Genomic DNA, 13,482 nt, shown 5'->3' with positions numbered 1-13,482 from the left:
CGCTCTGCTTTTTTTTTAGGACAGATTTTTCTTCGGCGGTAGGTTCAGCGTTTAATCCTGACGCAAGAGAGGATTTTCATAAACCAAAGCCGCCTCAAGTTTTTCTGCAATCCGGTCAAGCATTTCTTTTCCGCGAAGTTTTTCAATCCAATCTTCCGGGAAGTCTCCGTAATAAAGACCTGCAAGCCCTCCAGATACAGCGCAAACAGTATCAGCATCATCTCCAAGATTCACTCCCTTTATTATGCAGTCGCGATAATTCTCCGTATAAAAAAAACACCAGATTGCGGCTTCAAGAGTGTCCACAACATAGCCAGAAGATTTTATAACATCTTCTTTGGACTCAAGAAAATCAGGAGCAAAAAGTCGTTCCCAATATGTTGCGGCATCCGTAAATTCTTTGTTGCGTAAAATGTATTTTCTGATTGTTTTTGAGGCTAATTCCCGTAAATCAGATTTTTGTCTTCCATTTAGCAATTCAAGAAGAAAGGTACAGTAGATGCAGCAGCCAAGTTTCGCAACAGGATGCGCATGGGTAAGGCTTGAAACATTTTGAATTACTTCAAACGCCGCATTCACGCTTTCTTCATTTTCAAGCAGATTCAGCCCGAACTTTTTTTGAAGATAAAATACTATCGGACTAATCCGCATGAGTGAGCCGTTTCCGTTTTGGTCTATTCTTTTTCCGCCGCATTCAATGGCAGGAATTCCTTTTCTAAAGTTGAAGATGGCCACAGAGCAGGCTTGCCCCATGTCAAAGGCTCTTTTCTCCGTCGTATATTTGTTGTCAAAAAGCCAGGACTCAAAGCGTTTCATAATGTCCGTATAGTCAACATCTTTTCCGAGAGCCATTGTATCTGCAAGGCTGTCCGCAAGTGCAAGCGTCATGCTTGTGTCGTCAGTCCACGTGCCAGCCGGTTTGCTGTATGTACCGTGGCCCACCATATCGGTGAGATTCAGCTTTTTTACGTCCTCGCGTTTTAAAAATTGCACAGGACATCCGGCCGCATCTCCAATAGCTACTCCGTAGATAATCTTTTTTACTGCATTTTCTTCGTTCACTTTTACTTTTCCTTTCTCATTTCTCCACAGTCAAAATCAGCGTTTGCACGAACACTGCCCGTGATATTTTTTCAGCGATTTCATCGATTTCATCTTTTGAAAGGACTTCGTTTTTATCGCTCATTTTTCACATTCTACATCTATAACATACTCTCGTTATAAGAAAAATTAAGTCCGTGCCGCTCGTGCCATTTTTTTAGGACGGATTTTTCTTCGGCGGTAGGCTCGGCGTTTCGGTCAATTCGTTCCTGCAAGATTTTGTTTTCGTTCACTTCGATGCATATTTTATAGTCCCCGTCTTTTGTGGCGTAAACAATTGTGCATTCTTTTTGCCGAACGCTTTCGGCATAGCTTGCCACGCAGTTATGAAGTGCCGTTCCGATTTCGCTCATCTGCACGTTCGTTTTCGGGAGCCTAAAGGAATAGCCGTCAATGTCGTCCTCAAGATTTTTCTGCTCGCCTGTGTATTTAAAGGTAATCTTTCGATTCTCCGCGCTGTAAGAGATTTTTGAAAGGGCGTCATGGTTAAAGCGGGTAAATCCGTCTTCCAGAATATCCTTCCGCAATTCTTCCGGCACATAACGAAAATACTTCCGGAACATGCAGAGAGCATCGTCCTTCATAAAATAGTCCACTCCTTCGCTTTCTCTGAGAAGCGTGTTCATCGTCGCAATCTCGTCACGCTTTTTTATGCTGTATTTTGAAAAGAAAACAAGGGCTTGTCGGTCAAGATATTTGATTTTCACCCGATTTTCTTCGCTTTCGAGCACTCGGTTGTACAGATTGACGTCGCGGAAGCCCGAATCATGAAGGCGCATACATAAGAGAAGAGCCATCGGATACTCGGCAAAAACTTTTCGCAAAACACGGTGGTCTTTAATGTGAGCCTTTTTTAAAAATTTTTCCAGAACTTTTGTATCTGAGCGGTCATAGGTAAAGCAGAAGTTCAACTCATGCAGTTCCTGATCCATAAGAACTGCGTAAAGATTCGGCTCGCACGGAAGCATTGTAAGCATATACATTTCAGAAAGGTAACGAGTCTTATTATTCTCTTCGTTCAAATATTTTCTTGCCGCCGGGTTTTCTGAAAGCCCCGTGATTTTTTTTACAAGGACCGAAAGTTTTTTGTGTGCCTGGCAAAGAACGCTCTCTGGATAAACACAGAATTCCAGATTTTTGAGAAAGTTCAGAATTTTTTCATGCCGTTCAAAAGGCAAAAGTTCTTTCTTGCTGTTTTTGTTCACGCGCCACGGTTCAGAATCTTCTTTTTTCTCAGAATCCCAGCCGGACTCAAAAGAAAAGGAAATCTTGCCGTTTTTCATGTCAAAAGAAATCGTTTCAGTTAAAAATCTAGGCGTTTCAATAGTCTGCGAGGAATACACAGAAAATGCGGATTCAATCTGCCTGCTCAAGGAAGCTCTTACTTCAAGTTCTTTTCGTGCGAATCGTTTGAAAGTCAGTGAGAGCGTGAGATTTTCTTCATCAACGCAAAGTTCTCCCGCAAAATAATCTTTCTGACAGTCCTTCGAGTCCTTAAAATTCCGCGAGTTAAAAAAATAATGGCTTTCGCTTTTTGCCATGCACAATAATCAGCCATCTCGCAGGGAGAAAGGTCTTCGATTGCAATACCGCCATCGCCAGAAAGAACGCCGTTGCCGGTAAACTTTGGCTTTGCAGGCTTAATAGGAAATTCTACGAATTCCGCCGGAAGGATTTCTGCCGTTTCATCTGGAACTGAGTCCGCTTTTTCCCAGAGATTTTTTGACCAGTCAAAAACAACTGTGTCTGGAACGAATTGATTTTTGAACCGCACAGGGATTATTTTCTTTTCGTTTTCGCTCTGAATAAAATCAGCGCTGCCAAGTTTTCTATAAAAATAAATCTTTTCCATAAAATAAAATCCTCCAAAGCCCAACATTTGACTTAAATAAGCTCGTCGCCAATGCAGCTGCCAAATCTTTTTAAAATCACGATTTCGCCCGATTCATTCAGCCTTTTCAAAATCTCGATGAGTTTTTTCTGCGCTTCAATCACGTCGCTTTTTCTGACTGGCCCCATAAATTCCATGTCTTCCCGGAGCATTGTCGCCGCCCGCTGGCTCATGTTGCGGAAGATTTTGTTCTGAACTTCCTCGCCCGTTCCTTTGAGAGCCTTTGCCAAATCATAAGAATCGACTTCGCGGAGCCATTTTTGAATGCTTCTGTCGTCAAGGTCAACGAGAACATTCATGTTCACAAGATAATACTCAACGTTCATCGAAAGAAGCGGATTTGCCTCAAAAAGATTTTTGTTCTCGCTGTCAATCGCCGAAAGAAAATAAAAATCATCGTTCTGAATAATTTCGTGGGCCGCCTTTTCGCCGTAAAAATCAGCGTTCTTTAAGAGCGTTCCCACCGCGCTCATAATGTCTGGGTCAGAATTCTTTTTTTCGCTAAAAGTGTTTAATATAGAAGAAACTTTTTTACGCACGTTTTCAGGCAATTTTTGAAGTGCCGCATCTCTGCGCTCTTTTGGAAGATAAACCAGAAGCCGGGCAAGATTTTCTTCATATCCGCCCGCAATAAAATCTTCTATTATTTTGAACGTTTTTTGATTCGCCGCGTCAAAGCGCGCCATGACTTTTTTGATAAGTTCTTTTGATTCGCCGTCGTTCGTGTCGTCGATTATTACAGTGTGCTCTTTCGCCATGTTTTACCTCCGATTGTTCTCTTTTATTGATGTAAGGCTTCCGGCTACGTGTACAACATTAAAAGTTCGAACTTCGAGTTTTTTATCATAATTTTTCTGTTCACTAATAATGTATCAGATGGAGGGCGAATCGTTAAATTTAAATCGTTAAATTTCAAGTTTTTACAAATTCAATCATTCCGAACTTGTAAAGTCTGTCATTCCGAACTTGATTCGGAATCTCTTCGCCATTCCTGTAGCATAGATGCTGAAACTAGTTCAGCATGACGATAGCCGAAAGGCTCAACAACAGATTCGGAATCTGTCCAACAACATAACACAGCAAAACTTTTACTCAAACCAATATGAGGAAACAGGTTTTAGCCCGGAGTTTTTTAGAATCTGAACGGTGTCGGAGTAGCCGAGAGCCATTTTACGTTTAATTTCAGAATAAGAAAAATCCAGCATTCCGCCAATCCAGCCCATGCCTTCGCTGGGAATAAAATCCACAATGCTGTAATCCGGATATTCCCGACTCCGACGATGATTCGGACTGTACTCCAAATACACAACAAAAATCTGCGCCGGATTGTAATTTTCGATAATCGGAATTATAGGGCAATTGTCGCTGGCCCCGCCGTCAATATATTTGTAGCCGTCGCTCAGGCGCACGCTCTTCGTAAGAATCGGGAACGCGGAAGTCGCAAGGAGTTTTCTTCGAATTTCATCTTCGCTGTCTTCTTCGTTCAGTAAAAATCGGTGGGAATAATCGATGCCAAAAAACCACTTTGTAATCAGTTTTAGCCCCGTAAATCTGGCCCGCGTTGCAGTAACCCACACTTTTGGATACGAGTTTTTTCGCTGGATTCTAGAAAAACAAACTTGATTCATAATCCATAAAAGTCCGTCCTCAGAAATAAGCTCGTAATCCATATTCAAATATTCGGGAACAAGGTTGAGCCATATATTTTCAATTTGGCTCATAGGCGCAACCGCAAACAAGCCAGCGTTCAAGCCGCCGACGCTAGTTCCAGAAATCACAGTGACTTTTTGGGCAAGCCCGTACTCGGTCAAAGCCTTCCACACGCCAACTTCGTAAGCCCCCTTTCCGCCCCCGCCAGAAAGCACCAAACCGAATTCCTGTGAAAAAGCTGCGCAAGAGGAAAAAAAGAGAAAAGTCAAGAAAAACGCCACGATAATTTTTTGCATTTTTAATACCAATAATTCTCATACGGCGTGTAAAATCCCCAACTACTGCCGTCATAGCCGTAACTTTCGTTCGTAAAATAAAATGGCCCGGAAGTGCGGAGATTTCCTTTGCTCGAACGCTCAAAGAACCTCAAATTTTTCTTTGCCACAGATTCTGGAATCAGGTTTTCGCGGCGGCAAAAGATTCTCCCGCCTGAACGGTAAGTTTTTATGCCGAATTCATTTTGTGCGTCATCGGCATACGGATAGCAAACTCCGTAGATTTCAAGATACATGGAAAATCGCTTTCCCCAAATGTCGTCCAAAGTTGTGTTGCGCTGGCGGGCACATTCCTGCCACAATGCGGTGTCGTCTTTTTCGGGGAAGATTCTGTGAAGGTAAGTTTTTCCGTTCAGAACAAACGGATATTCCCATTTGTAGCCGTCGTCCGAAATCCAAGTGCCGCGAAGTTCTTCAAGGCTTGTGATTCCGTGCCAAACTTCCGCAGGCTCAGCGTATTCGTTCTCGGAAAGAGATTTTTCTTTTTGTGACTCGGCAGGAAGCGAAGGGTCGGATGTTGAAACACAGGAGAAAAAAACAAAAATCAAGCAGACTAAAAAAAAGCAGAAAGTTTTTTGAATCATTTTTACTCTCCTGTATTAAATGGTGGTTTCGAACACTTTTCGACAGCTCTAAAATTAGATGCTGAAACAAGTTCAGCATGACAATACCCGAAAGGCTCAACAACAGTCGGTTATATTATTTTTTCGTCCAATATTTGTTATAACTTGTTACTTTTGCAGAAATTTTATACTGACTTTGTGAAAGAATTCCAAGCGTAGGGTTCCAGACACAGAAATAATACGTAGCTCCTGGAGTTAGCGACGACGTACTTAAAAAATACCCCTGACCTTTTTTGTAAGTTCCAGAAACGTAATAATAGTGATTTCCATGTGTAAAAGCAGTAGCGTCTTCAAGCGAAGATGCAACGATAAATTCAACACTATGAAAATTAGAGCCAACATCAGCATCTATCTCTACGAAAGTTGAATCATACGGAAGTGTAAATTTTAGATACTCTCCGCTCCAATTCGCAACATAAATATCCTCGTTTACGAGCACTTGCTTTGCCCTAGCCTTTTCCTGGGCAATGCGTTCTTCCTCATATCGTTTCTGTTCAAGTTTCGCTTCGAGTTCACGCTCTCGCTGTTGTTCTTCTGCAAGCTCACGTTCATGCTGCTGACGCTGGAGTTCAATTTCTTTAAGGTGATTTTGTTGCTGAACCATAAAGAACGCAATACCGCCACCAAGCACTGCGAGAATTCCAAACAAAATCAAAATGAGGCGAAGTTTTTTACCTTTTTTCGCTGGCTTTTCTTCAGAAGCAGATTCGGCTTCAGAGTTTTCTGCTTCAACAGTTTCTTGTTCAGCATTTTGAGATTCCGCAGGATTATCCCCAACAGGCTCGTATTTTGTACCGCAGTTCGGGCAAAACTCAAAAGCTGAATCAAATTCAGTTCCGCACGAAGCACATTTTTTGAGCGTTTTTTCTTCGACGTATTTTGAGCCACATTTTGGACAGAACGCAAACGCAACATCAAATTCGTTTCCGCACGAAGCGCATTTTTTCAATTTTTTTTCTGAATCCATTATTCACTCCTTGGATTTTTCACTATACCCCCCCTAGTAGTTTGTCAAGTGATTAACAAAAAATTCATCAATGCCCGCCCTTTCGGGAGTATGCCGTTATGCAGCAAAAAAGTGTTCAGAATGGCTGTTTGGTTGTGGTTTCGAACACTTTTCGGCAGCTCTAGAATTAGATGCTGAAACTAGTTCAGCATGACGATACCCGGCAGGCTCAACAACAGATTTTTTTCCGACAGAGCGTCATTCCGAACTTGATTCGAAATCTCCTCACCATTCCTGGAGCATAGATGCTGAAACCAGTTCAGCATGACGATACCCGAAAGACTCAACAACAGATTCGGAATCTGTCCAACATTTGGGTAAAAATCATGCAGATTTATAAAAGGATTTCGGATTCTTGTTCAAGCTTGCAGTTGTTTTCGAGCATAAAATCAATTGTATCGGAAAAGTCGGGAGAATCTTCTTTTAAGAGAGATAAGCGTTTTTTGTCATTCGGCGTTAGCGGAATCCAATAATCTTTGAATTGTTCGAGGGTTTTATAGTCCATATTGAAAGATTCAAAGTCTATTCCCGTTTTTTTCCGCAAATGGCGGAGAATGTAAAATCCGCCCGCATCAATGTCACCAAAATGCTTGAAAGCGGATGCCGGGTTGCACTTTGCCACAAGTTTTATAAAGTCGCGCTTTACGGAATTATGAAATCCGCCAAGATAAATCACAAGCTCATTTTTAGCCTGATATTTGTGGAAGTTCGTGAGGTTTTCAACTGTAATCACGGATGCGTTTTTCAGTTCAACAGAAGAAAGGCTTTTTAAAGTCTGAGTGGAAAAAGCAATGTCGCCCTGCATTTTTGACAAGTCAATCGTCTGCCCGGCAAAGTTCAGGATTCCCTGCCCTTTTACCATCACATAAGTCGGCGTTTTGATTACGCCATGCTCTTCAAAGACAGTATCCTTGTCGTCGTAGTCGCCGTAGTTGTATAAAAGAGAGCGCACAGTATTTTCAATCGATTCAAGTTTTTTGGAATCGTTGAAGAGCTTTACGGATAACTCGCGGATGAATATTTCGTTCTGATTTTCAAGAAGGGCAGTTGCGGCATTCAGAATCTCTCTGTAATCATCGATTTTGCCCTCAAAAAACTGGACTGATTTATTTTCCGCCAAACGCTTTTTTTGCTCTTCAATGTACAATAAAAACGGTAAATAAATTTCAGGCGAGAGATTTTTGTAAGAATCAAAAACTTCGAGTAGATTCTGATTCACATTTGATTTTGGGGTGCGATTTAAAAAATCGTAAATTTGCGGAACAGAATCAAGTTTCAGGAGAACGACACAAATCTTTCCGCTCCGCTCTTTTTTCAGGCTTACAAAATCTTTTTGTTCGAGCGCCGAAAGACACGCATTGATTTCTTTGTAGAACTCATATTCGGAATCATCATCGTACTTTGCGAAAAGTTTTGATACAGAAATCTTAAAAGTCTGCTGATTTTTGTTCTCACCGATGAAAGTCTTGCTGTTTTCAAAAGAATCCAAAAGTGCGTTGAGGATTTTCGACTCGATTTTATTCGCCATAATACCTGAAATCCTCCACGAAACTTACAGTATCCTCTCGCATCACCGTAAGAACTGAATCAACATTTTCTTCGATATCCTGAATTTTCGGGCTTGGAGCCACAAGAATCGTCTGAAACTGCAGTTGATTAAAAAATTTCATCACGCTTGAAATTCGCTGCTCGTCCATGTTGTTGAACGCTTCGTCCAAAAGCAAAAGCCGCACGGAATTGTCAGAGCGGTAAATGTTGTTGAGCGAAGCCGCCATAATCACATAGAACGGAACCTGCGACTCTCCGCCGGAATTGCTCTTGGCCTTTTCGGAAAGTTTTTGCACAGTACCGTTTTTCTTGTGAATTTCAATGTCGTAATCAAGGTAAGTTCTGTAATCCGTATATTCGCGGACAGTCTTGTCGCTAGAATCCCCAGCCTTGATTTTTGTAAAAAGCTCGTCTATTTCTTCTTTAAATTCGCTCTCGAAATTATCAGAAAAAAGATTTCCGCTTCCCAAGTTGTCGTCAGCCATAATCATCTTATAAAGATTTTGCTTTTGCTTATTATGAGAAATAGTGAATTTATATGTATCTTCACCGTAATTTATGTCCTTGAGTGCTTTTTTGAGATTTTCAAATTCGTAATGAGCACTTTCAATAGATTCCTTCATTTTTGAGAGAAATTCGTTTCTGAAAATGTCCTCGCACTTGTCTCGAGACTTTCGAATTGTTTCTTCAGTGCGGACTATTTCGATAGTGTTCAGTTTGTCAAACTGATTTTTAAACTGCGCAAAGCCTGCAAGCCCCGAAATATAGTCTTTTCCGAAAGTGCTGTTGTAACTTCCCTGCATCTGGCAAAGTTCGTTCAAAAGAGTGAGTTTTCGTCCATCGAGAGTTTTTTTGTACGATTCAAAGTTTTCAAGAATTTTAGAAATATCAAGCTTTTTTCGCTGGTCAAGATATTTTTCGTTTGCTTCGTTATAAATCGTGGATTCTTTGTCCTGATACTCGAAAAATTCCTTTGAATCCTTAGAAAGTTTTTCCTCAATCTCCGAAACACAATTCTTGCTTTTCTCTACCTCATTTTCAAGATTTATTTTCTGTCTTTCAAGTTTTTTTATAGAATCAGAAAGTTCTTTTAACTGTAACCTAGCTTGTTCAATTCTCTCCTGAAGCAAAATCGTGTCCGGATCTTTTTGGATTTTTTCAAGTTCGGCTTTTTCGTTTTGCAATTGTTTCGAGATTTCTGCAAGTTGATTCGGGGAATTCAAGTATTCTTTTACCATCGCAAAATTCACATTTTCATACGATTGCTCAACTTGCTCAAACATTGCGATTTTTTCACGCAGCGACGGAAGTTTTTCCTGAAAGTTTTTTCGCTGGGCTTTTGCATTCGCAAGCTGAACTTCGATAGCGTCTTTTCCGATGAACGGTTTTGCATAAATTTTCGGGTCGATTTTTCGGGAAACATAATTTTTGTAAACCATGCAGTCTTTTGTAATCGAAGAAGAATAGTTCTCAAGTTCCCGCAAATCCTCGCAGCAAATCACTTTACCCAAAATAAAATCCGCATAACGGCGGGCATATCGGTTTTCAGTCTCAACAAAATTCGCAAGAGAATTCGATTCAACCTCGCTTTCCGGGAGTTTTCTAAAATTGATGATTCCCTGATTGTAGCTTTTTTTGTTCGCGTTATAGATTTCGAGCGCAAGATTGTAATATTCAGGCTCAACGACCAGATAAAAACGCTGGGTATTCAAATATCCCTCGATGGCGTTCGTCCAGGTTTTGTCGGTAATCGAAAGAAGTTCCGCAAAAATATAGACGGGAGAATCGATTCCCTTCTCCTTGAATTCACTCTGGATATTCTGCCGCAAACGCTCAGTTTCTTCTGGAAAGCGGATATTTTTGCTTTCAAGCGAGGCAATTTCAGAATCAAGCTTTGCGATTTGCCCCGAAATGTCCTGTCGTTCGCTTCTGAATTTTATTTTTGACTCACGGATACCTTCAATCTCGTTCTTGATGAAAGTGTCAAGATTCCCCACAATCTCGGCTTTTTTGCTTTTATCAGAAACGATTTCGAGACATTTCAACTCTTCCTGTGAAACTGGCACGTCCTTTATTTTCAGGAATGCGCTCAGACACTCCCGAATGCTTTTTATTTCTCTTAGCAGTTTATTTTTCCTGTCTGTCTGAATTTTTTCGTCTGCTGAAAGTTTGTTTACTGATTCCTGAATTTTTTCGGTGAGCCGTTTGTAATCGGAATTGTTAAAAGTCTGGTTCAGTTCAATAAGCTTTGCCTGTTTTTCATTTTGCAGGCTTTCTTTTGATTCGAGTTCGCTTTTTACATCTCTTAATTTTTGCTCATCAATACGGATTTTTATTTCGTATTCCGCTTTGTCACTTTCAAGTTTTTCGCGCTCTGCGATTTTTAGAAGCATGTCGTTTACTTTTTGATTATGAACGTTCTCGTCAATTACAGAAAATTGCGAAAGAATCTTTTCAAGTTCATTCCGTTCCAGTTTTGCTTTTTTCAATGTCTGCTCAAACTCATTTAAGACATCAATGCTCTCGCGCAACGACTGAACATCAATCGTTTTTTCGGTGAGCACATATTTGTTTATAAAATCCTTTACATTATCCACAGGACGGAACGCGAGGGCTTTTAACAAAACCTCGAAAAATTTCTCCTCAAGATTTCCAAGCCTGTAGCGGAGATTATTTTTGTATTCGCCGAGATTTTTTATAAAAGAGATTTTTTCGCCATTTTTACGGAATTCTTCAGGCATGGAAGGCTTTTCGTCTTTCGTGACAAACGAAAAATCTTCGAGCTTGCCGTTTTCAATGTACCAGCGTTTGTCTGGCGTTTCGTTTTCGTTTCCAGATGTAATGTGAACTCCAATCACAAAAAAACGATTTTCCTTTTCCTCAAAAAATTCCAGCGCAATGTTGCTGATTACGTTTCCTTCGCGCAAATAAGTTTTTTCCGTCGTGCCGATTTTGCAGCGTACATAGCTTTTCAAGTCCCTGTCTGAATTTTCGTTGGCAGCTTTGTTGAATTTCGTGGAATTCCCGGTGAGCACCATCTGAATCGCGTCGAGCACGGTCGATTTTCCTGCGGCATTTTCTCCGCTTATCAGGACTGAGCCTTTGTTTATCGGAAACGTCTCGTCCCCAAAATACATCCAGTTTACGAGTCGCACCCTATTCAGTTTCTTCGTCGATATTGTCGCCTTTGCTGTCATCGTCCCCCTCCTCGTATTCAGCCAGCCTGTCTTTTACGCTTTCATACAAATGCGTTATTCCCTCATTCGGAATCGCAATCATTATCGAAGGAAAGATTTCGATTCTTGTTTCTCCCAAAGAAATGTCGGAAGTAAGGTTTCTTATGAGATTGAACCGCTTAAAGAGCGCGATTGTTCTCTGCTCCAGGTTTTTATCGAGTTTCTGCTTGTTTTTGATTTTCAGAACATTGTATTTGTCACGAATATCCTGAACGGCAATAATAACGGTGTCACCGTCGGTTGAAAGGTCGTTCCGCTTTTCAAGATACAGAAGCTTTAAAATCAAAAACATGATGCTCTCGAATTTCGTGAACTGAAGCCGCCCTGTACCGTTCCGATTGAAAATTGAAATAAGACCAATCGCTTCATCAATTCGGATGTCGTAGCCGAGCAAGTCAAATACAAGAGAGAATTCTTCTTTATTGTCCTTGATGTAAATATAATCCTGCCGGGTGTCGTCCTTTTTCTTGAGGATAAAACAATGATTCAAAAGATTGTTCGCAGCTTTTGAAAATTTTTCTTTTTGAGATGCGGAAGCGCCAATCATCTCCAGAGATTCAAACATTCACAGTCTCCTTTTTGTTTTTTCTGATAATCTCAAAATCCGTGAATTCGCATTTTTCAGTTTTGACTCTTTTTCCGGTCTTTTTCACGGAATAGACTTTTGAACCGAGCGCAAAAAGACGTATGTAAATCAGCTTTTCAAAATCTTTACGGCTTTGAACGGGAATCTCGGAAGCTAGGAACATATTCCTTCCATTAAATTTTTCAGAAACGAACGATTCAACTTTTTTTCGATAAATCCTTGACATTTGCCTGTCGAGCATCAGCTTTTTTTTCAGCTCACGTTCCTGCACCGAAAGCACTTCGGAAGTTCTGATAGATTCAATTTCATCGTAACTTTTTTTGGCGGGAATTTTTTTTACAGATTCCTCGCTCACGAATTTCTGCACAAACACGTTGAATAAATCAGGCGCAATATTTTCTTCTGAATCTGAAACTTCTGTAAAATAGCGGAGAATCATGTTTATTTTTCCGGCCTGATTTGTTCCAGAAGAAAGCTCAAACTTCGCACGGGATGCGGCATTCTTCATGTAGCGGTTATTTTTGCGGTCTATATCATCGATAACCCTGTCAAGATTCTCAAAAGCGTCTTTAACACCGATTATCATTCCGATTATTTTTTCTTTTGCAAGCTCGGAATCTTTTTCCTGCTCAATTTCCATGTAACCGGCAACAAGGTCATCCAGAATTTTTTGCGTGCCAAGCATTTTGTCAAGATTTCTTTTTATGGACTGCCGGAATCTGCCAATATTTTCGCTCGTTTTCAAGCGGTAAAGAGATTTGGAGACGATTTCTTCGTTGTAACTTTCGAACAAATCAAGGACGCTTTTTAGCTCACGATTTTTCGTTTGTTTGTCGATATGCTTTTTTATCGAAATATTCAGTTTTTTAAGACTTGAAACGAGCTGTTCCGTGCTGTTGACCACGTTTTTCAGAATGAACTGATACGGTTTTGAATACAACTCCTCGTTCTGCAAAACCGCATGAATCTGCGAGATAAGCCCCTGATATTCAGTTTCTTCATTTTTGATAACATCATTCATTGTGCGGATAAAAGGAACTGCGACTTCCGTCAAAACTACATTCTGCTTGTAGTCCTTTTCATCCTCAAAATCGAGCCAGCCGCAGTTTTTCAGATAGTTGATTACTTTCTGAGCTTTGCTTCGAGCGTCACGCTCAATGCTTTCACTCTCATCGTCAAAACTGATATCGTCCGTGCGGGAATTGAAGTAATCGGTCAAAGTCGAAACGATTGATTCCCTATCAACACCATAAGAAATTTCGGTTCTATAAGAATTGTAGATTGCAAGCAGGCAGTCGGCGTATTGGTCTTTATATTGGCTATTAAGCGGCTTAAAAAAATCAGCAGGAACAACGGAAAAAAGATTTTTCAATTTGGAATCCTTGTATTTTCGTAGTAATCAATTATATTCATCTCTAAAAGTTAAAATTCAACTCTTTTCAGAGTAATCATTATAAAACAAGTTTCTCTCAGAACCAAGAAGCTTTATTCCCTTTTACTTTTACT

11 protein-coding genes are annotated in these 13,482 nt (G+C 40.5%); all 11 read right to left on the bottom strand.

From position 1 onward, the window contains the following. Nucleotides 1-51 precede the first annotated feature (51 nt). The 11 genes from JI65_RS05305 to JI65_RS05260 all read right to left on the bottom strand — a co-directional run bounded on the left by JI65_RS05305 (nt 52) and on the right by JI65_RS05260 (nt 13,348). The gene (locus tag JI65_RS05305) at nt 52-1,062 is read right to left on the bottom strand and encodes an ADP-ribosylglycohydrolase family protein (RefSeq protein WP_191014347.1); all 1,011 of its coding nucleotides are present in this window, start codon (nt 1,060-1,062) and stop codon (nt 52-54) included. A gap of 140 nt (nt 1,063-1,202) precedes the next feature. After that, nucleotides 1,203-1,664, bottom strand: coding sequence for a PcfJ domain-containing protein (locus tag JI65_RS17325; protein WP_242457166.1), 462 nt, complete (start codon nt 1,662-1,664; stop codon nt 1,203-1,205). An 854-nt stretch (nt 1,665-2,518) separates the two neighbouring features. Continuing rightward, nucleotides 2,519-2,953, bottom strand: a complete 435-nt coding sequence (locus JI65_RS17320; RefSeq protein ID WP_242457162.1) for a hypothetical protein — start codon at nt 2,951-2,953, stop codon at nt 2,519-2,521. Nucleotides 2,954-2,985: 32 nt separating this feature from the next. Further along, nucleotides 2,986-3,750 carry a FliG C-terminal domain-containing protein gene (locus JI65_RS17820; protein ID WP_191014345.1) on the bottom strand — a complete coding sequence of 255 codons (765 nt, stop codon included), beginning with the start codon at nt 3,748-3,750 and terminating at the stop codon, nt 2,986-2,988. A 330-nt stretch (nt 3,751-4,080) separates the two neighbouring features. Next, nucleotides 4,081-4,938 (bottom strand): patatin-like phospholipase family protein, encoded by an 858-nt coding sequence (locus tag JI65_RS05290; RefSeq protein WP_191014344.1) that lies wholly within the window; start codon nt 4,936-4,938, stop codon nt 4,081-4,083. 2 nt (nt 4,939-4,940) lie between these two features. Beyond that, nucleotides 4,941-5,561 carry a hypothetical protein gene (locus JI65_RS05285; RefSeq protein ID WP_191014343.1) on the bottom strand — a complete coding sequence of 207 codons (621 nt, stop codon included), beginning with the start codon at nt 5,559-5,561 and terminating at the stop codon, nt 4,941-4,943. Between the two features lie 115 nt (nt 5,562-5,676). Further along, entirely contained in the window at nt 5,677-6,567 is an 891-nt protein-coding gene (locus tag JI65_RS05280) for a zinc ribbon domain-containing protein (RefSeq protein WP_191014342.1), read from the bottom strand. A gap of 373 nt (nt 6,568-6,940) precedes the next feature. Next, the gene (locus tag JI65_RS05275) at nt 6,941-8,134 is read right to left on the bottom strand and encodes a Wadjet anti-phage system protein JetD domain-containing protein (RefSeq protein ID WP_191014341.1); all 1,194 of its coding nucleotides are present in this window, start codon (nt 8,132-8,134) and stop codon (nt 6,941-6,943) included. Further along, nucleotides 8,124-11,351: an ATP-binding protein gene (locus JI65_RS05270; RefSeq protein ID WP_191014340.1), complete on the bottom strand. Its 3,228-nt coding sequence runs from the start codon at nt 11,349-11,351 to the stop codon at nt 8,124-8,126. The genes JI65_RS05275 and JI65_RS05270 overlap by 11 nt, the downstream gene beginning before the upstream one ends. After that, nucleotides 11,311-11,955, bottom strand: coding sequence for a DUF4194 domain-containing protein (locus tag JI65_RS05265; protein ID WP_197971903.1), 645 nt, complete (start codon nt 11,953-11,955; stop codon nt 11,311-11,313). The genes JI65_RS05270 and JI65_RS05265 overlap by 41 nt, the downstream gene beginning before the upstream one ends. Further along, nucleotides 11,948-13,348: a Wadjet anti-phage system protein JetA family protein gene (locus JI65_RS05260; protein WP_191014339.1), complete on the bottom strand. Its 1,401-nt coding sequence runs from the start codon at nt 13,346-13,348 to the stop codon at nt 11,948-11,950. The genes JI65_RS05265 and JI65_RS05260 overlap by 8 nt, the downstream gene beginning before the upstream one ends. Nucleotides 13,349-13,482: the final 134 nt, after the last annotated feature.

It is taken from the genome of Treponema zioleckii (assembly GCF_014737315.1).
In the GTDB taxonomy this organism is placed as follows: Bacteria; Spirochaetota; Spirochaetia; order Treponematales; family Treponemataceae; genus Treponema_D; species Treponema_D zioleckii.
The sequence above is the reverse complement of the archived record's forward strand: the minus strand, read 5'-3'. Positions and strand labels throughout refer to the sequence as shown.